Origin of the sequence: Gillisia lutea, assembly GCF_021568705.1 — a bacterium.
In the GTDB taxonomy this organism is placed as follows: domain Bacteria; phylum Bacteroidota; class Bacteroidia; order Flavobacteriales; family Flavobacteriaceae; genus Gillisia; species Gillisia lutea.
This window is the reverse complement of record NZ_JAKGTH010000006.1, coordinates 526066-544686: the sequence shown is the minus strand read 5'-3', so window position 1 is coordinate 544686 and position 18621 is coordinate 526066. Positions and strand designations below refer to the sequence as shown.

Genomic DNA, 18621 nt, shown 5'->3' with positions numbered 1-18621 from the left:
GAAATAAATGTATTTACAGGAATCTTCATGTTTTAGAAGCACCTAATACATGGTTAAGCTTTTATATAAGCTTGTTGAAATCGATTAAAACGTGGGTTTTCACCAAAAAAAATGGAAAGGAAAGATATGATGCGAAATAATAGAACGCTGGTCCTGTTGATAGGTCCACCCCGCAAAACTATTAAAAGAACTTCGTAGAAAGGTGACTTCCGAAATACCGGTAATAATTACACTACTTCCACCCGATAAGTTCTCAGGATCTGCAATAAGGTAATTAGCAACGGTAATTTCTTCTAGAAAAAGCGCTTGGGTATTTTGATCGGCTTGCAGATAATCAAAATCCCTCGAATTCAAATTTTTTGAAACATCGGGGCTTGCAATAGCCAGGCTGCTGAAAACATTTAAGAATGCTAACAGCAGTATTGGAAGAAGACTATTTAATTTCTTGAATTTCACACTACAAATGTATGTAGAAAGTGATTTCGAAGGTTAATTTTAGGAACTTATTTTAATGTGGAAATAAAAAAATCCGTGCAAGTGTCTAAAACCTGCACGGATGAATAATAATGTGAACTAAATAATTTAAGATATCAGCTTAACAGCATCTTTAGCGAAGTAACTGGCAATCATATTTGCACCGGCTCTTTTTATTGCTGTTAGTTGCTCCATAACTACAGCGTCATGATCTAACCAGCCTTTTTCTGAAGCCGCTTTTATCATGGCATATTCTCCGCTTACCTGGTAAACAGCTATAGGAACATGGATTTCATTTTTAAGGTCTCTTACTATGTCTAAGTAGCATAAGCCTGGTTTCACCATTACAATATCGGCTCCTTCCTCAATATCCATTAATGTTTCTCTAATCGCTTCATCTCTATTGGCAGGATCCATTTGATATGTTTTCTTATCACCAAAGCCTGGGGCAGAATCTAAGGCATCACGAAAAGGGCCGTAGAAAGCGGAAGCATATTTAGCGCTATAGCTCATAATTCCTGTGTCATGATAACCTTCATCTTCTAATAAGGTTCTAATTTCGAAAATGCGTCCGTCCATCATATCACTCGGCGCCACAAAATCGGCACCAGCTTTAGCGTGAGTTAGTGCCATTTCAGCAAGAATGGCTGTGGTTTCATCATTCAATATTTTACCATCGGCAACTACTCCATCATGCCCGAAAGAAGAGTAAGGGTCTAAAGCTACATCGGTCATCACCAGCATCTCCGGCGCAACATTCTTTACAGTTTTGATGGCACGCTGCATCAAACCGTGAGCATTAATGGCTTCGGTCCCTGCATTGTCTTTTAAGTTATCGGGCACCTTTACAAACAACAGCACCGATTTTAACCCCATATTCCAAAGCTCCTTCACTTCTTTTTCCAACAAATCAAGACTGAACCTATAATAATTAGGCATGCTTGCAATCTCTTCTTTTATATTCTTTCCTTCCACTACAAATAGTGGAACCAGAAAATCGTTTGGTGTAATAGCAGTTTCTCTAACAAGAGAACGTATTACTTCTGAAGTTCTAAGTCGGCGGTTTCTTTTAAGTGGATACATTGTATTGAATTTTAAAGTTGAAAGCTATTTGCAAAGATGAATATCTTCAACTTGTTTATATTGAGCGTGTTGTGTTTATAAAAAGAAGGTTAGGTCCATTGTTTAGGTTCTTTTAGAACCTTAAGTAATTTCTCTTCTTTACTTCCAGTTTCAGGGTGATGATCGTATACCCATTGTACATGTGGCGGCAGACTCATCAAAATACTTTCTATTCTTCCGTTGGTTTTTAGCCCAAATAAAGTGCCTTTATCGTGCACCAAATTGAACTCTACATAACGGCCTCTTCGTATCTCTTGCCAAGTGCGCTGCTCTTCAGTATAAGCCAGTGCTTTTCTCTTTTCAACTATAGGCACATAAGATTCTAAAAAGCTGTTCCCAACTTCAGTAACAAAATTATACCAGTTTTCGATGCTCATTTCTTCGGAAGCTTTACAGTAATCGAAGAATAAACCTCCTATTCCACGGGCTTCATCTCTGTGAGCATTCCAGAAATACTCATCGCATTTCTGCTTATATTCAGAATAAAAATTGGGATGATGCTTATCGCAAGCAGTCTTACAAACCTGATGAAAATGCTGAGCGTCTTCTTCAAATAGATAATAAGGCGTAAGATCTTGTCCGCCGCCAAACCATTGGTCGATCACCTTTCCGGTTTTATCGTACATTTCAAAATAGCGCCAATTTGCATGAACTGTAGGAACCATTGGGTTTTTAGGATGTAACACCAAGCTCAATCCGCATGCAAAAAAATCTACATCTCCCACCTTAAAATATTGTTGCATAGCCGGAGGAAGAGGACCATGGACCTGAGAAATATTAACACCTCCTTTTTCAAACACATCCCCGTTCTCTATTACTCGGGTTCGGCCACCGCCACCTTCTGCGCGATCCCAAAGATCTTCTTTGAATTTGGCTTTACCGTCTATTTCTTCGAGTTTAGAAGTGATTCGGTCTTGTAATTCTTGTATATATTGAAAAAATTGATCTCTCATATGATATTACCTCAAGGCTTTTGCGTGATTTATCTTTTGAATTAAACTGAAAGAGAATATTTTGCTTTCTTGTTGTGCGGTTTCAAAAACTGCAAGGGCTTTTTGTGCAAGATTAGCTTGATTTGTTTCGGCTTCAAAAGGAAGTAGCTTTAAAAGCAGATCTCCAAAAAGTTCATAATTAGCAAACTCTAAATCATGGGTTTTTAGATCATTTAATAAAGATTCCACACTTCTATTTTCTATATCGTCTAAAGTGAGATTTAGTAAATTTTGAAGATGAACATTCATAGCTTTTCGTTGTTCATTTTTCCATAGATCAGGAACAAATTGAATACTCATGATCTTATCGAAAACTTGATTGACCTTCTCGTTCTCCTCGTCTCGCAATCCCTTACTTAACATATTCGTCTAAGTTTAAATAAACTAGATATGGTATTCTTTCACGGCATCTACAAAGGCACGCGCGTTTTCAACAGGAATATCGGGCAAGATACCATGACCTAAATTCACGATATATTTATCTTTCCCAAATTCGTTAATCATTTGATGCACCATCTTTTTGATCTCTGCCGGGGGTGAATATAATCTTGAAGGATCAAAGTTTCCTTGCAGGGTGATCTCTCCTCCAGATAAATAGCGTGCATTTCTGGCAGAACAAGTCCAGTCTACTCCAAGAGCCGATGCGCCCGATCTTGACATTTCATTCAATGCGAACCAACATCCTTTTCCAAAGGCAATTACATGGGTTTCATCTTTAAGTGCATCGATAATTTGTTGGATGTATCTCCAGGAAAAAGTTTGATAATCTGTAGGCGAAAGCATTCCTCCCCATGAATCAAATATCTGAACAGCATCTACACCTGCCGACACTTTCGCTTTTAGGTAAGCTATAGTGGTATCGGTGATCTTTTGCAATAGTGTATGTGCAGCAGCCGGGTTTGTAAAACAGAATTTCTTAGCGATATCGAAATTTTTGGAACCCTGACCTTGAACTGCGTAGCATAAAATGGTCCATGGTGAACCCGCAAAACCAATTAGTGGTACTTCATCGTTAAGTTCCTGTTTGGTCATTTTAATGGCATCCATCACATAACCAAGCGTTTCCTGAATATCTGGTACAAACACCTTTTCTACGTCGCTGCTGGTTCTAACAGGATTGGGAAGCCATGGGCCTAAGCCCGGTTTCATTTCCACCTCAATATTCATAGCTTGAGGAACTACCAGAATATCACTGAATAAAATAGCCGCATCTGTACCTATTTGTTTGATAGGCATTACAGTGATTTCCGTGGCTAGTTCTGGGGTGCGGCAACGAGTGAAGAAATCGTATTGTTCCTTTAACTTCATAAAATCCGGTAGGTATCTTCCTGCCTGACGCATCATCCAAACCGGAGGTCTTTCTACGGTTTCACCTCTAAGGGCCTTTAAGAACAAATCGTTTTTAATATGTGTCATAACTTATAGTACGTCTATTGAAAAATGGTTAAACCTTATTTGAATGACGATTTTTTTTGAAATAATTAACTGCTTGCACAATTACATTCTCTACGCTGGGTTTATTCGCAATTTCAAATGAAGAAGTGTGCTTTTCAACTTCTTTCGCCGTAGTGTGCCCAATGCAAAAAGCAGTACTGTTGTTTATGTTATTTGTTGCGGTATAACTTTGCACTCCGCTCGGACTAAAAAAGAGAATTCCATCAAATTCCTGACCGAAATGCTGTTTATTTAGAGAGGTTTTGTAGGCTTCTATTTCTGAGAAGTTGATCTTTTCAGAACTTAGAAATTCAGGGAACTCATCTCTTCTTCTATTTCCGCAGATGTAGATGAATTTTTGATCGCTATATGAAGTAGCTATTATTTTACCTAGCTCTAAGCCATAATCGGCATGAGCGGTAAGATTTATTTTTAGCTCTTCCAGAAACTCTTTAGTTTTTGCACCTACGCAAAAGACCTTTCCTGTATGTAGCTTTTTAAAATCTGGAGCATTTTCTAAAACCGCTTTTACTGCATTTTTACTTGTAAAAATAACATCTTTTGAAAAGTGATCTTGTAGCTGGAATTTTAAAATATCAATTTTTATGGCATCATATTCCACTAATCCAATTCCAGAATTTAGCAACAACTGTTTCTGGTTGGTTGCAAGTTTTTTAGTGGAAAGAATGCTAGCCATATCAAATCAATTTAATAGCTCTTTTATTTGTTGCATTAAAGCTGCTCCACCATTTTGAAGAACTTCCTGCGCACAAATTTTTCCAATAGAAGAAGCATCTGCCAGAGGAAGATCTCTTTCTACTTCTACTTTTTGGCTGCCATCTAAACTGAATAAAGCACCTTTAAAGTGAAGCATATCTCCTTCAATAGTTGCCAAAGCTCCAATAGGTGCTGTACAACCGCCCTCCAATTCTTTTAAGAATTCACGCTCTACATGCACACAAATCTCTGAATGTTCGTGATTCAAAGCTTGCAAAGCTTTTCGGCAAAATTCATCTTCTTGAATGGCAACAACAAGCATTGCGCCTTGTGCGGGTGCGGGGAGCATCCAATCAAGATCTATAGAATTTTCGGGGGTTAGACTGATGCGTTCGAGTCCGGCAGCAGCAAAAATAGCCCCGTTCCAGTCGCTTTCCTCTAATTTTTTCATGCGGGTATTTACATTTCCACGTAAATCTACCACAGCATGATGAGGATATTTATTCAGCCATTGGGCTTTTCTACGAAGGCTCCCCGTAGCGATAGTACCTTTTGAATTAAGGAAATTTAAGCCTTTATGTAAAAGTATGTCTTTAGAAGTGGCACGTTTAAGAACTGCAGCCTCTACGATTCCCTTTGGTAATGCCGTTGGCACATCTTTCATAGAGTGTACCGCAATATCAATTTTATTGGTAAGCATGGCAACATCGAGGGTTTTGGTGAAAATCCCTGTGATTCCCATTTCGTATAATGGCTGATCTAAATTAAGATCCCCGGTAGATTTTACCGGCAGTAACTCAGTTTTATGCCCTAGGTTTTCAAGCGCATTCTGTACAGTTGTTGCCTGCCAAAGCGCTAATTCGCTGTCGCGGGTTCCAATTCTAATTACTTTATTCATTTTACGGAATCTTCCAACTGAAACATTTTTTGGATAAGCTCCAAACTTTCATCAGTGGTGTTAGAATCATCTTTTAAGTGATTTGCAAAATGATTCATTATTTTTTGAATAATTCTATTACTAACAATTTCTGCCTGTTCATCATTAAAATCGGCTATCTTCTTACGTTGAAAGTCCAATTCGGCATCCTTCATAGTCTTTAGCTTTTTCTTTAAAGCTTTTATAGTAGGAGCAAATTTTCTGGTTTCCAGCCATTTATTGAAATCGCTTTCCACTTCTAAGATAATTTCCTGTGCCTGTGGTATAAATTGTTTTCTTCGCTCTAAGGTCTCATCTGTCATTTGAGAAAGATGATCCAAGTGCACTAATTTCACGTTTTCCAGTTCCAGCACATCTTCATTTACATTCTTAGGAACAGAAAGGTCTAAAATAAGCAGCTCTTTTTTAGAATAGATAAGCTCTTTAGAGATGGTGGGATTTTGTGCTCCGGTAGCCACTATCAGGATATCGGCATCCCGAATTTCAGTTTGCAAATCGGCGTAATCTTTAACCGTAAGATCAAATTTTCCGGCTACTTTTTCAGCTTTATCTTTGGTGCGATTAATAAGAGTGATGTGGTGATTCTTAGTATGCTTCACCAAATTTTCACAAGTGTTCCTTCCTATCTTTCCTGTTCCAAAAAGGAGAATATTCTTCTCTGAGATATTTTCAACCTCTCTTAATATATATTGTACAGATGCAAAGCTAACGGAGGTTGCCCCACTTGATATTTGCGTTTCATTTTTAATACGCTTGCTTGCCTGAATAACAGCATTTACGAGGCGCTCTAAAAAAGGATTTGCAACACCTGCATTTTTAGAGGTCACAAAAGCGATTTTTAACTGACTGATAATCTCGAAATCTCCAAGAATCTGGCTATCCAAGCCGGTTCCCATTCTAAACATGTGGGAAATAGCCTCTTTATTTTTATAAACATAAGCTACCTTCTCAAATTCTTCTACGGTACCATGAGTATGCTCACAAAGTAACTTTATAAGTTGATAGGGATGTTGGGCAAACCCGTAAATTTCGGTACGGTTGCAGGTGGAAGTAACAATAAGACCATCTATGCCTTCATATTTGGCTTGATTCAGCAAATTCAGTTTGCCCTCTTCAGTTAAACTAAAGTGGCCTCTTATGTCGGCATCAGCTTTTTTATAACTTAAACCTATAGTGTAGAAATGTTTACCTCTTGAAATGTGATAGTTTTCCATGAACCGATTTAGGAATTCTTTGGCAAAAGTAAATGATATATAGTTCAAAAAACAACGCTCAAAGTACTAAATGTATCGATTGCTGATAATTATCATATAATTAGGAGTCGATTTTTGAAAAATGGCTATTTTTGTGTATTAATCGGTAGGTTGATACATTTCAATTTAGATTTATTCTAAATAAACTTCAATTAAACACATGATGGATAAGGAAAAAAATACCGCTGGAGGGTTTGTTGATGAAACAAAGATAGATGATGGGTTTTTCATTTTAAAGTTTCAAAATGAAGAGAATGAACCTCAAAAGATAACGCGGGAAATAGACAGCAGTTATATTCAATTTCATTTTTGCATTAAGGGAAAGAGCAAATTTCTTTTCAACAACAGCAGTTATGAATTGCCTTTAAATGAAGAGCATTCCTTGTTATTGTACAATCCACAGCGCGATCTACCGCTTAATTTAGAGCTGCAACCCAAATCCTGGGTGATTTCTTTGGTAATTTCAATCAAGAAATTTCATTCGCTATTTTCACAAGAGGCAAGTTATATTCCATTTTTGAGTGACGGGAACAGGGATAAGAAGTATTATAAAGATGGAGATATTTCTCCTTCTATGGCAATTGCCCTAAATCAAGTAATGAACTTCAATTTGATGGCCTCGGTAAAAGCGCTGTACTTCAAGGCAAAAGCTTACGAACTGTTAAGCCTGTATTTTAATCGCGCTGAAGATGCCAATGTAGAGCAATGCCCTTTTCTGGTAGATGAAGTAAATGTTCTTAAAATTAGGAAAGCTAAGGATCTGGTTATTTCACGAATGGCAGAACCTCCGTCTTTGCAGGAACTTTCTAATGAAATTGGGTTGAGTTTAAAGAAGTTGAAAGAGGGTTTTAAGCAAATTTATGGAGATTCGGTTTACAGTTTCCTATTTGATTATAAAATGGAGTTTGCCCGTAAGTTGTTGGATTCCGGAGAGTATAATGTGAATGAGGTAGGATTAAAAGTAGGCTACAGTACTGCCAGTCATTTTATTGCAGCCTTTAAAAAGAAGTTTGGAACAACTCCAAAAAAGTACATTATGTCTTTGTCGCTTCCTACTAATTAAGATCAATCGATTTTAGCAATGATAGAATTACAGAAATCGACTTAAACTATCAAACACTCTTAGTATATAATTGTAATTTTATTCACGAAAAAGAATTACTGAAAAAAGAAAAAGAATGAGTAAAGGTGTACTCTTGGTAAATTTGGGATCTCCCGATAGTACCAATCCTAAAGATGTTAAAAAGTATTTAGGTGAATTTTTAATGGACGAACGAGTGATAGATGTGCCTTTATGGGCGCGAACCTTACTGGTTAAAGGAATCATTTTGAATACTCGTCCTAAGCAATCGGCCAAAGCTTATCAAAAAATTTGGTGGGAAGAAGGTTCTCCGTTAATTGTGCTTTCCGAAAGATTAAGAGATAAGATAGACGCACAAACCTCTTTGCCAATAGCTTTAGCTATGCGATACGGAACGCCGAATATCAAATCGGGATTGCAGGAATTACATGATAAAGGAGTAGATGAAGTGTTGATCTTTCCATTATATCCTCAGTTTGCGATGGCTACAACCGAAACCATTCTTGTTCTAGCCGAAGAATTGAGAAAGGAATTTTTTCCTGACATGTCCTTTACTTCTATTCCGGCTTTTTACAATCATCCCGATTATATAAGAGTATTGGCAAATAGTGTTGCTGAAAGATTAAAAGATGTTAAGTACGAGCATATTTTATTCTCCTACCATGGAGTGCCGGAAAGACACATTCGCAAAAGTGACGTTACAAAATCCCATTGTAAGATAGACGGAAGTTGCTGTAAGACAGCCTCTGCCGCTCATCAATTTTGTTACAGACATCAATGTTACGAAACTACCCGTTTGGTAGCTGAATATTTGGAATTAAAAGAAAATAGCTATAGTGTTTCCTTCCAGTCCAGATTAGGTTTCGATCCATGGTTGCAACCTTATACCGATAGAACCATCGAGCGATTTGGAAAAGAAGGCATGAAGAACCTGGCCATAGTTACTCCTGCATTTGTAAGCGATTGCTTAGAAACATTGGAAGAGATTGCCATGGAAGGGGAAGAGATCTTCCATGAAGTAGGAGGAGAAAAATTTACTGTAGTCCCTTGTTTGAATGACCGGGAAGACTGGGTAAAGGTGCTATCCCGATGGATTGATGAATGGGCATTCTCAAATCCAGTAGAAGCATAATGCAACAAATCAATTCCACCGCCTTAGGGAAAGAGCCAATTTGGAAACTGTTAATAAAACAGGCCGCACCCGCTTCGGTAGGAATTCTGGTAATGTCTTTGAATATTCTAGTTGATACCATATTTGTGGGCAACTGGATAGGCTCTATTGCTATTGCTGCCATAAATGTGGTATTACCGGTTTCCTTTTTCATTGCTGCTTTAGGAATGGCCATAGGAATAGGTGGTTCTTCTATAATTTCACGTGCACTGGGCGCAGGAAAAGGAGAAAAAGCATTAAAAACCTTTGGGAATCAAATTAGTCTGACGCTTATTCTTACTATTTTATTAGTGACCACGGGACTTGTCTATATAGATAGTATAATTCCTGCATTCGGTGGAAAAGGAGATATCTTCGAGCATGCAAAGATCTATTATACCATAGTTCTTTATGGAGTCCCCTTCCTAGCACTTTGCATGATGGGGAACAATGTGATTCGAGCTGAAGGAAAGCCGAAATTTTCTATGATAGCCATGATTATTCCTTCTGTGGGGAATTTGCTGTTAGATTATATCTTCATTAATGTTATGGATATGGGGATGGAAGGAGCTGCCTGGGCTACAACAATTTCCTATATGTGTTGTTTCTCTTATGTGCTTTGGTTCTTTCTTTCGAAGAATTCAGAATTAAAAATAGGTCTGCATCATTTTGCATTCGATCTCTCGGTACTTCGTGAGATTTCCAGCCTCGGATTTGTTACTCTGGCAAGACAAGCAGTGGTGAGTATCACTTATTTACTGATGAACAATATTTTATTCGAATTGGGAGGAGAAGACTCTGTAACTGTTTACGCAATAATTGGAAGAATGCTCATGTTCGCACTTTTTCCTGTGTTAGGAGTCACCCAAGGGTTTCTGCCAATTGCAGGATACAATTATGGAGCAAGAGAGTGGGAGCGAGTACGAAAGAGCATTAACACAGCAATTCTCTATGCCTGCGGTTTAGGACTTGTGGTTTTTGCCGGAATCATGTTCTTTTCTGAAGATATCGTAAGGGTTTTTACAGATAACCCTATAATTATTGCTGAAACACCAACGGCTATGCGTTGGGTATTTGCGGCAACTCCAATTATCGCACTTCAACTTATAGGCTCCGCTTATTTCCAGGCCATAGGGAAAGCGGTTCCGGCATTCTTGCTCACCCTTTCTAGACAAGGTTTTTTCTTTATACCTTTGGTATTGATTCTCCCTAAATATTATGGAGAAATTGGGGTTTGGTTAGCTTTCCCGGTCGCCGATATTTTGTCTACAATTGTTACGGGATATTTTTTGAACAGAGAGATAAGGCTGAAATTAAAAGCTCAACCTGTTCAATAGTCAATAGATGTTGGAGATGATTTTATTTCAGTAAATTTGAATTAAATTTTAGCCTGTGATCGAATATTACAACTATATAAAGTCTTTACATTTAATTTTTGTGATTACCTGGTTTGCGGGTCTATTCTATATTCCAAGGCTGTTTGTGTATCATATTGAAGCCTCACAAAAGCCTGAGCCGGAAAGATCTATTTTGATAGCTCAATTAAAGCTAATGACATTGCGCCTCTGGAAGATCATCACCTGGCCTTCGGCAATCCTTGCGAGTATCTTTGCTTTTCTACTCTTGTATTTAATGCCGTTTTGGTTAAAGCAGGATTGGATGCTTGTAAAATTGGGATTTGTAGTCTTGTTGTATGCCTATCATATTAAATGTCACTTCATCTATAAAGATCTTCAAAATGATAAAATTAAATGGACTTCCAACCAAATGAGATTGTGGAATGAAGGTTCTACAATGATCCTTTTTTCTGTTATCTTTCTGGTTATAGTACGTGATGCCGTTAATTGGATATATGGGGTGATAGCCTTAATTCTATTAGCCGTAATATTAATGCTTGGCTTTAAATTCTACCAGCGCATTCGATCTAAAAACTCTAAAGCCTGATATGGTGTGATAATTGATATTTCTACGCTAATTACTCCTTAACTCTATGAAGCTTTTAAAATTATCTCTAAGAAACCGTATTTTCATTTCCATGATCTTATTGGTTTTGGGGGCTTCTATACTTATTGCAGGGGTTACGGTTTTTCAGTACAAGCAAGAATCAGAAGATTATCATAGAGAACGGTTAGAGCGAAAGGAACAGGCTATTCGTGAAAATATCAAGTTCGTACTTTCAGGAACTACACATCTGGTAAATACAGAGAATATGGCGGTTATCTTAAAAGAACGCCAGAAGATTTACGAGATCTCACAAGTGCACGAGATGCAGCTTAATGTTTACGATCTTAACGGAAAGTTGCTTATAAAATCTAATGAATCCTTTTTTAGGGATACTACCAATATTCAAATTCCTAAGTATATCTTAGAAAATCTGGAGGCATCAAGAAATAAGCGATTTTTAAAGAAATCGGAGATCAACGGACAAAAATTTCAATCCTCTTATACGTATATTACTGATAGTAAATTCAAACCTCTTGCAATTCTATACTTGCCTTATTTGCAAGATGACGAATTATTACAGAAGGATTTGAACGATTTCCTGATGAAAATGGGGGAAGTTTACCTATTTATGCTCGTTCTGGCTATATTGATGTCTTATTTCCTTTCCAAATACATTACAAAATCTCTAAAAATCGTTTCTGAAAAAATCATTGAAACACGTTTGGATAAGCGCAATCAAAAGATCCATATCGATAATGCTTCTGAAGAAATCTACACTTTGGTGGCTGCTTATAATAGTATGATCGATGAGCTGGAGGAGAGCGCAGTAAAATTAGCTACAGGGGAGCGGGAACAGGCTTGGAGAGAAATGGCTAAGCAGGTCGCGCATGAAATTAAGAATCCGCTAACCCCAATGAGGTTAAGCGTACAAAGTTTCCAGCTTAAGTTCGACCCTCAAGATCCTACTATTCACCAAAAAGTAGAAGAATACAGCAATACGCTTATCCATCAAATAGATACCATGAGCGCAATTGCATCGGCATTTTCGAATTTTGCAAAAATGCCTGCTCAGCAAAATGAGATCTTGAACGTTCCAAAAATTGTGAAATTAGCGTTGGATATCTTTAATGAAGATTACATTATTTTTACTTCAGAAAAAGAAGAAATCCTGGCAAAATTCGATCGTACCCAGTTAATTCGCGTAGTTACCAATCTGGTAAAAAACGCTACTCAAGCCTTGCAGGATATCCCAGATCCGAGAATTCTCGTAAGGGTTGAAGAAGAAGGGAAGATGGTTTGTATTTCTGTTTCTGATAATGGAATTGGAATAGATGAAGAAAATAAGGACAAGGTATTCGAGCCTAAATTTACTACTAAAAGCAGTGGGATGGGATTAGGTTTAGCCATGGTTAAGAACCTAGTGGAAACCTATAAGGGAAGTATTAGTTTTACTTCACAAAAAAATAAGGGAACTAGCTTTAGCGTTAGATTTCCAAAGGAATAATGAATTTGAAACAGAGGCACGCATGGTTCCTCTAAGATTTCAACTAACCAAAAACATACTTAAATGATGGATTTTCAAAATGTACTATCAGAGAATAAGGACGGGATACTACAAATAACCGTTAACAGGCCTTCTAAGTTGAATGCCTTGAATAAAGAGACCATAGACGAACTTCATCAGGCTTTTAAAGCTGCGGCGGAGGAGGATGAGGTGAAAGTGATTATTCTTACCGGAAGCGGAGAAAAAGCTTTTGTGGCAGGAGCCGATATAAGTGAATTTTCAGATTTCTCTCCGGAAGAAGGGGAAGAGCTGGCTGCTCAAGGGCAGGCCAAATTATTCGATTTCGTAGCTAATTTTTCAAAGCCGGTGATCGCTGCTGTAAATGGATTCGCCTTGGGCGGCGGATTAGAGTTGGCAATGGCTGCACATTTTAGAATTGCCAGTGAGAATGCCAAAATGGGGCTTCCAGAGGTATCTCTTGGAGTTATTCCCGGATATGGAGGGACACAGCGATTGCCTCAACTGGTTGGAAAAGGTCGTGCCATGGAAATGATCATGACCGCAGGAATGATAGATGCCAATCAGGCATTGCAATATAATTTAGTGAACCATGTTACCACTCAGGAAGAGTTAATTGAATTTGCTGAAAGATTAGCTGGAAAAATTATGAGAAATTCGCTGGTAGCCATAAAATCGGCTATTAAAGCTGTGAACGCGAACTATGAAACCGGGGTTGATGGTTTTAAAACTGAAATATCAGAATTTGGTAAATGTTTTGGAACAGAAGATTTTGAAGAAGGAACGACAGCATTTTTAAATAAACGCAGAGCAGATTTTCCGGGTAAGTAATCTCCACATTCGAATTTCAACAATATAAAAATATGGAATAATTCCTTTTAAAAGGAATTATTCCATATTTTTGTTTTTATGTCGAAGGGAAATCATATAATTAAAGGAAGAGGTGCGCAGCTTAATGTTAGTAATAAATTTGATGCTCAAAATCACGAGTATCGAGATGATTTTCTCAATTATTGCGCTTTGGAAGGAGAAGAGGCGCAAGATTCCAAAACTTCATTGATAGATACTTTTCCTAAAACTATTGTGAACAAAGTAAATAGTCCAGACATTAGAATGGGCTTTTCTTTAAATCCATATCAGGGATGTGAACATGGTTGTGTGTATTGCTATGCAAGAAATTCACATGAATATTGGGGTTACAGTGCAGGCTTAGATTTTGAGCAGAAGATATTAGTAAAACGCAATGCGGTGAATTTATTAGAAAAGAAACTCCAAAGTCCTCGTTGGGAAGCGGTACCCATTGTGCTTTCTGGTAACACAGACTGTTATCAGCCTATAGAGAAAAAACTGAAAATTACTCGTCACCTCTTACAAACATTTCTGAAATATAAGCATCCGGTAGGTATTATAACTAAAAATGCTCTTATCCAGCGTGATATTGATATTTTAAGGGAATTGGCAGCAGACAATTTGGTTCATGTAAATCTTTCAATTACATCTTTAGATGAAGAAATAAGGCGGTTGTTAGAACCTAGAACAGCGAGTGTGAAAAAGCGCTTGGAAACTCTAGAAAAGCTTTCTTCAGCAAACATTCCGGTTAGCGTGATGATGGCCCCTATTATTCCCGGGATCAACAGTCATGAGGTCTTACCTTTGGTAAAAGCGATTTCTGAAAAAGGTGCACTTGGAGTAGGCTATACAATGGTGCGTTTGAACGGAGCTATAGGTGGAATTTTTACCGATTGGATTAAAAAGACAATGCCAGATAGAGCCGATAAAGTATTGCATCAAATTCAGGAATGTCATGGCGGAAATTTAAACGACAGCGTGTATGGCAGACGTATGAGAGGCTCTGGTACTATTGCTGAGCAAGTAGAGCAACAGTTCCGAATAGCTAGAAAAAAATATCTTTCAGGACGGGTAAAACCTGATTTGAACTGTCATCTTCATGAGCAGTACAAAAATGGGCAGCTGAAACTTTTTTAGTTTATTCTACTGGTTTAATAAGATATACATATACTGGAAAATGATCGCTATATCCGCCTTCGTAACCGGCATATCCATAACTTCTCTTTGGATATCCTCTAAATTGGCCGGAAGTTGTAATTAAATATTCCTTATTGAAGATTCCTGCTTTGTAGAACTGAAAGCCTTTATCTTTTTCATTTATCAAAGGATTGGTAAGGAGAATCTGGTCGAATAAATTCCATTTATCTCTATAGGCCAGTGTTCCTTTCCCTTGTTTAATCATGTTTTCCATCGGGTTGTAAAGTTGCTTGAACTGGGTTTTATTCTTAGTAGCTGATGTTTTAAGCACCTTTTTTATGCTCTTATTTGTAGGGTCGTCATTGAAGTCACCCATGTTCAATATTTTAGCATAAGGGTCTATTTGTTGAAGCGAATCTATGATCAATCTATTCAATTCGGCAGCTTTTTCGCGTTTGTAACTGCTACGGGCTTCTCCTCCGCTTCTTGAAGGCCAGTGGTTTACAATGAAATGAACTTTTTCACCGTCTAATAAGCCGGTTACCACCAGTTGATCTCGGGTATATACACGTTTTGAAGGAGCTTCTTTTTCGTAAAGCAGCAATCTTCTTGACTGGGAATTCAAGGGTTTAAAATGAGATTTTTGGTAAAGTAAAGCAACATCCACTCCACGCATATCAGGGGAATCATAATGCACAATACCGTAATTATATTTAATAAGGGAAGGTTGATTAGTAAGATCTTCAAGAACTTTCAAATTTTCAATCTCACAGATACCAATAATAGCCGGCGAATTGTGAGATCCGTCCTGTCCAATTTCAGATAAAACCTTCGCGATATTTTTTAGTTTATCCTCATATTTATCTTCTGTCCAAGCATCTTTTCCCAGAGGGGTTCTGTCATCGTCGAAAGTCACCGGATCATTTTCGGTATCAAAGAGATTTTCAACATTGTAAAACGCAACTGTATTTATCTGGTAATTTCTGGTCTCCTGGCAGTAGGCAATATTAATGGAAATCATACCCAAGAGGACACATAAAAGAATCTTACTCAAGGATTTTTGATTATTAGAACGTTTCATATAATATAAGTTGAAAATGTGGATTAAGGTAAAAATTAATTGAATACCATTCGATTTTAGTTCTACTTTAATCTTTGTAATTGAGTGCTTTATATGAAACACCGGTTTTTATTTCTCCTTTTTGGTTTGTCCTTATTTTGTAACATTTCTGCTCAAAATACTTCCATAAAAGGTATTGTAGTAGACGCCAATTCTTTTGATAAAATTGAAGCGGTTAGCATCACAATTGAGAGTACTAGCTATATAACTCAAACCGATGTAGATGGTAAATTTAGTATTTCCCTTGAAGAGCTTCCCTCTGGAGAGTATGTATTTCTGTTCTCTAAGCCGGGTGCTACTAACTTGCGCTTACCTGTTACTTTAATAAAGGGTGAACAAAAGGATCTGGATATTATTTTACTACAACCCGATTTTGTTAGAGAACAGCTGCAGGCGAGCATTATAAGCCTATCCGATAGTGAACTTAACGAAGAAAGTATTGGTGTGGAAAGTGTATCGGGATTACTGCAGGCAGCCAGAGATGTGTTTTTGAATGCTGCTTCTTTCGATTTCAGCGCCAGTTTTTTTAAACCCCGTGGTTTAGATAGTAACTATGGAGCACTGTTAATAAATGGTATAGAGATGAATAAGTTGTTTAATGGCAGACCGCAATGGGCAGATTGGGGTGGTTTGAATGATATGCAACGCAATCAGGTATTTAATATGGGGCTGGTACCCGGAGAGGTTAGTTTTGGTGGAGCGGCTGGAATTACTAACATTATTATGAGGGCCTCCCAGTATAGCAAGTCGGCTCGAGTTTCCTATGCTGCATCTAATCGAAGTTATACAGGAAGAGCAATGGCAAGTTACAGTTCTGGAGAATTACCAGGTGAGTGGTGGATTGCAACCTCTGCTTCCAGACGTTTTGCAACAGAAGGATTTGTAGATGGAACCGTTTATGATGCTAATAGTTTTTTTCTGGCAGTAGAAAAAAGAATAACTTCTGCACATAGTTTAAATTTTACAGCATTTTATACCCCTAATTCTCGGGGGAAATCTTCAGCAAATACCCAGGAAGTTTTTGATTTAAAAGGTACAATCTATAATTCATTTTGGGGTATGCAAAATGGAAAGGTCAGGAATTCCAGAATTAAAGAGGTAAAAGAACCAGTGCTTATGTTGAATCATTTCTGGAAGTTAACAGATAAAGCAATGATCAATACCAACATATTTTATCAATTCGGGTCTATCGGAAATAGCCGTATAGACTATGGAGGGACGCGGTTAGTGCTACAAAATGGACAGGAAAGCTTTATAGGTGGAGGGAGTAACCCCGATCCATCTTATTACCAAAAAATGCCGAGTTATTTTTTAAGATTTGATGGAGATCAAAATTTTGAATCAGCTTATAGAGCGCAACAGACTTTCATGGAAAATGGTCAGCTTGAGTGGGATGATCTTTATGAGGCCAATAGAATAGTTGTACAAAATGGGGGGAATTCTGTTTATGTCATTGCTGAAGACCGGAATGACGACACAAATCTTATATTAAACTCCATTGCAACTGTCACAATTAATTCTAACATATTATTGAATGCTAAACTAAGTTACACCCATTTATTAAGTGAAAATTTCGCCAATGTAAAAGATCTACTAGGGGGCATTGGCTATTTAGATATCGACTTTTTTGCGGAAGGTGATTCTCAAATAACTTCTGATAATCGAGCGCAAAGCGATTTATTTAATCGAAATAGAATTGCTATGGAAGGGGAACGGTTCAAGTATAATTTTGAACTGGAAGCCCAACAATTCGAAGCATTTGCCAATACCAGATTTACTTATAAGAAGTTTGATGCATATGTTGCAGCAGAAGCAAAACAAACTTCTTATCAAAGAAATGGATTATATAAGAATGGAAATTATCCGGAAAATTCTTTTGGGAAAAGTGAAGTCCTCAATTTTATAACTTTTGGAGCAAAAGCCGGCTTTACCTATAAAATTACAGGCAAGCATCTTGTAGATTTAAATTTCGGAGTTTATGGAAAGCCACCTACGCTAATGAATAGCTTTTCCAATTCAAGGCAGAATAATGAGATCGTTAAAGGTCTTCAAACGGAAAAGCTAAGCTCTGTAGATCTAAGCTATATTTTTAGAAGTGGAATTTTGAAAAGCAAGCTTACCGGCTATTTTACCAAGATCGAGGATGTAACAGAAATTTCATTTTATTATGCCGATGGACTTTCAGGCTTGGGTAGAAATAATAGCAATGCATTTGTACAAGAGGTTCTTACAGGAATTGAAAAACAGCATTTTGGAGTAGAATTGGGAGTAGAAGCCCAACTCACTTCTACGTTAAAGTTGAAATCGGTAGTTGGAATCGGGCAGTTTACGTATGCCAACAATCCAAATTTACACCTCACTTCCGATGATTTTTCAGGCAGGTTAGATTATGGGCCTTCCTTTTTAAAAGATTATAGATTGCCTAACGGACCTCAAACAGCAGCACAAATTGGCTTTGAGTATCGAGATCCGGAGTTTTGGTGGTTTGGAACTACCCTTAATTATTTTGCGAATGCTTTTTCTGATATAAGTCCGCTACTTAGAACCGGTAATTTTTCAACCGATGTTGATGGATTGCCTATACTTACTTATAACCCTGTAACTGCAAATCAGCTCTTGAAACAAGAAAAATTTCAAGAATATTTTCTACTAAATGCGACGGGAGGAAAGTCCTGGCGTATTAAAGATAAGTATGTTGGTTTTTTTATGAGTTTAAATAACATTCTGGATAAACGCTATAAAACGGGAGGTTATGAACAATCCCGAAATGTGAATTATACTAAGTTAAAGGAAGACAGGGATAGGGAAACCCCCATTTTTGCTAATAAATACTGGTATGGAACAGGAGCCTCCTATTATTCTAATTTCTATATAAGATTTTGATAACTA

17 protein-coding genes are annotated in these 18621 nt (G+C 37.5%); 8 read left to right on the top strand and 9 right to left on the bottom strand.

The features are described from left to right. Positions 1 to 99: 99 nt before the first annotated feature. From L1I30_RS02520 to hemA, 8 genes are all read right to left on the bottom strand, one after another. Entirely contained in the window at positions 100 to 456 is a 357-nt protein-coding gene (locus tag L1I30_RS02520) for a hypothetical protein (RefSeq protein ID WP_236132673.1), read from the bottom strand. Positions 457 to 582: 126 nt separating this feature from the next. Continuing rightward, positions 583 to 1557 carry a porphobilinogen synthase gene (hemB, locus tag L1I30_RS02515; RefSeq protein ID WP_236132672.1) on the bottom strand — a complete coding sequence of 325 codons (975 nt, stop codon included), beginning with the start codon at positions 1555 to 1557 and terminating at the stop codon, positions 583 to 585. 89 nt (positions 1558 to 1646) lie between these two features. Next, positions 1647 to 2549: an oxygen-dependent coproporphyrinogen oxidase gene (gene hemF / locus L1I30_RS02510; protein ID WP_236132671.1), complete on the bottom strand. Its 903-nt coding sequence runs from the start codon at positions 2547 to 2549 to the stop codon at positions 1647 to 1649. 6 nt (positions 2550 to 2555) lie between these two features. After that, a complete protein-coding gene (locus L1I30_RS02505) occupies positions 2556 to 2951 on the bottom strand; it encodes a hypothetical protein (protein WP_236132670.1) in 396 nt (131 codons plus the stop codon). A gap of 21 nt (positions 2952 to 2972) precedes the next feature. Further along, a complete protein-coding gene (gene hemE / locus L1I30_RS02500) occupies positions 2973 to 4004 on the bottom strand; it encodes a uroporphyrinogen decarboxylase (RefSeq protein ID WP_236132669.1) in 1032 nt (343 codons plus the stop codon). A 28-nt stretch (positions 4005 to 4032) separates the two neighbouring features. Next, positions 4033 to 4719 carry a uroporphyrinogen-III synthase gene (locus tag L1I30_RS02495; RefSeq protein WP_236132668.1) on the bottom strand — a complete coding sequence of 229 codons (687 nt, stop codon included), beginning with the start codon at positions 4717 to 4719 and terminating at the stop codon, positions 4033 to 4035. A 6-nt stretch (positions 4720 to 4725) separates the two neighbouring features. Next, on the bottom strand, positions 4726 to 5637 hold the full coding sequence (gene hemC / locus L1I30_RS02490) for a hydroxymethylbilane synthase (protein WP_236132667.1): 912 nt from the start codon (positions 5635 to 5637) through the stop codon (positions 4726 to 4728). Continuing rightward, entirely contained in the window at positions 5634 to 6890 is a 1257-nt protein-coding gene (gene hemA, locus L1I30_RS02485; RefSeq protein ID WP_236132666.1) for a glutamyl-tRNA reductase, read from the bottom strand. Before hemA ends, hemC begins: the two co-directional genes overlap by 4 nt. 199 nt (positions 6891 to 7089) lie before the next feature. Between hemA and L1I30_RS02480 the strand changes: the two genes are divergently transcribed. The 7 genes from L1I30_RS02480 (at position 7090) to L1I30_RS02450 (ending at position 14612) form a co-directional block, all read left to right on the top strand. After that, positions 7090 to 7992: a helix-turn-helix domain-containing protein gene (locus L1I30_RS02480; protein WP_373314905.1), complete on the top strand. Its 903-nt coding sequence runs from the start codon at positions 7090 to 7092 to the stop codon at positions 7990 to 7992. Between the two features lie 115 nt (positions 7993 to 8107). After that, positions 8108 to 9142: a ferrochelatase gene (gene hemH / locus L1I30_RS02475; protein WP_236132665.1), complete on the top strand. Its 1035-nt coding sequence runs from the start codon at positions 8108 to 8110 to the stop codon at positions 9140 to 9142. Then, on the top strand, positions 9142 to 10497 hold the full coding sequence (locus L1I30_RS02470) for an MATE family efflux transporter (RefSeq protein WP_236132664.1): 1356 nt from the start codon (positions 9142 to 9144) through the stop codon (positions 10495 to 10497). The genes hemH and L1I30_RS02470 overlap by 1 nt, the downstream gene beginning before the upstream one ends. 58 nt (positions 10498 to 10555) lie before the next feature. Beyond that, the gene (locus L1I30_RS02465) at positions 10556 to 11104 is read left to right on the top strand and encodes a CopD family protein (protein ID WP_236133047.1); all 549 of its coding nucleotides are present in this window, start codon (positions 10556 to 10558) and stop codon (positions 11102 to 11104) included. Between the two features lie 46 nt (positions 11105 to 11150). Then, the gene (locus L1I30_RS02460) at positions 11151 to 12608 is read left to right on the top strand and encodes a sensor histidine kinase (protein WP_236132663.1); all 1458 of its coding nucleotides are present in this window, start codon (positions 11151 to 11153) and stop codon (positions 12606 to 12608) included. A 66-nt stretch (positions 12609 to 12674) separates the two neighbouring features. Beyond that, the gene (locus tag L1I30_RS02455) at positions 12675 to 13457 is read left to right on the top strand and encodes an enoyl-CoA hydratase/isomerase family protein (protein ID WP_236133046.1); all 783 of its coding nucleotides are present in this window, start codon (positions 12675 to 12677) and stop codon (positions 13455 to 13457) included. A gap of 78 nt (positions 13458 to 13535) precedes the next feature. After that, complete coding sequence (locus L1I30_RS02450) at positions 13536 to 14612, top strand: PA0069 family radical SAM protein (RefSeq protein ID WP_236132662.1); 1077 nt, start codon at positions 13536 to 13538, stop codon at positions 14610 to 14612. A gap of 1 nt (position 14613) precedes the next feature. Here the strand turns inward: L1I30_RS02450 and L1I30_RS02445 are convergent, their stop codons facing one another. Next, on the bottom strand, positions 14614 to 15693 hold the full coding sequence (locus tag L1I30_RS02445) for an endonuclease/exonuclease/phosphatase family protein (RefSeq protein ID WP_373314904.1): 1080 nt from the start codon (positions 15691 to 15693) through the stop codon (positions 14614 to 14616). Positions 15694 to 15786: 93 nt separating this feature from the next. On the opposite strand from L1I30_RS02445, the gene L1I30_RS02440 reads away from it, so the two are divergent. Continuing rightward, on the top strand, positions 15787 to 18615 hold the full coding sequence (locus tag L1I30_RS02440) for a TonB-dependent receptor (RefSeq protein WP_236132661.1): 2829 nt from the start codon (positions 15787 to 15789) through the stop codon (positions 18613 to 18615). The last annotated feature ends 6 nt before the right edge of the window (positions 18616 to 18621 follow it).

Excerpts from the sequence above, each read along its gene's own strand:
- hemC (WP_236132667.1), bottom strand. The coding sequence starts at position 5,637 with ATGAATAAAGTAATTAGAATTGGAACCCGCGACAGCGAATTAGCGCTT.
- L1I30_RS02455 (WP_236133046.1), top strand. The coding sequence starts at position 12,675 with ATGGATTTTCAAAATGTACTATCAGAGAATAAGGACGGGATACTACAA.
- L1I30_RS02440 (WP_236132661.1), top strand. The coding sequence starts at position 15,787 with ATGAAACACCGGTTTTTATTTCTCCTTTTTGGTTTGTCCTTATTTTGT.
- L1I30_RS02450 (WP_236132662.1), top strand. The coding sequence starts at position 13,536 with ATGTCGAAGGGAAATCATATAATTAAAGGAAGAGGTGCGCAGCTTAAT.
- L1I30_RS02460 (WP_236132663.1), top strand. The coding sequence starts at position 11,151 with ATGAAGCTTTTAAAATTATCTCTAAGAAACCGTATTTTCATTTCCATG.
- L1I30_RS02445 (WP_373314904.1), bottom strand. The coding sequence starts at position 15,693 with ATGAAACGTTCTAATAATCAAAAATCCTTGAGTAAGATTCTTTTATGT.
- hemE (WP_236132669.1), bottom strand. The coding sequence starts at position 4,004 with ATGACACATATTAAAAACGATTTGTTCTTAAAGGCCCTTAGAGGTGAA.
- L1I30_RS02480 (WP_373314905.1), top strand. The coding sequence starts at position 7,090 with ATGATGGATAAGGAAAAAAATACCGCTGGAGGGTTTGTTGATGAAACA.
- hemB (WP_236132672.1), bottom strand. The coding sequence starts at position 1,557 with ATGTATCCACTTAAAAGAAACCGCCGACTTAGAACTTCAGAAGTAATA.
- L1I30_RS02505 (WP_236132670.1), bottom strand. The coding sequence starts at position 2,951 with ATGTTAAGTAAGGGATTGCGAGACGAGGAGAACGAGAAGGTCAATCAA.
- hemA (WP_236132666.1), bottom strand. The coding sequence starts at position 6,890 with ATGGAAAACTATCACATTTCAAGAGGTAAACATTTCTACACTATAGGT.
- L1I30_RS02495 (WP_236132668.1), bottom strand. The coding sequence starts at position 4,719 with ATGGCTAGCATTCTTTCCACTAAAAAACTTGCAACCAACCAGAAACAG.
- L1I30_RS02470 (WP_236132664.1), top strand. The coding sequence starts at position 9,142 with ATGCAACAAATCAATTCCACCGCCTTAGGGAAAGAGCCAATTTGGAAA.
- hemH (WP_236132665.1), top strand. The coding sequence starts at position 8,108 with ATGAGTAAAGGTGTACTCTTGGTAAATTTGGGATCTCCCGATAGTACC.
- hemF (WP_236132671.1), bottom strand. The coding sequence starts at position 2,549 with ATGAGAGATCAATTTTTTCAATATATACAAGAATTACAAGACCGAATC.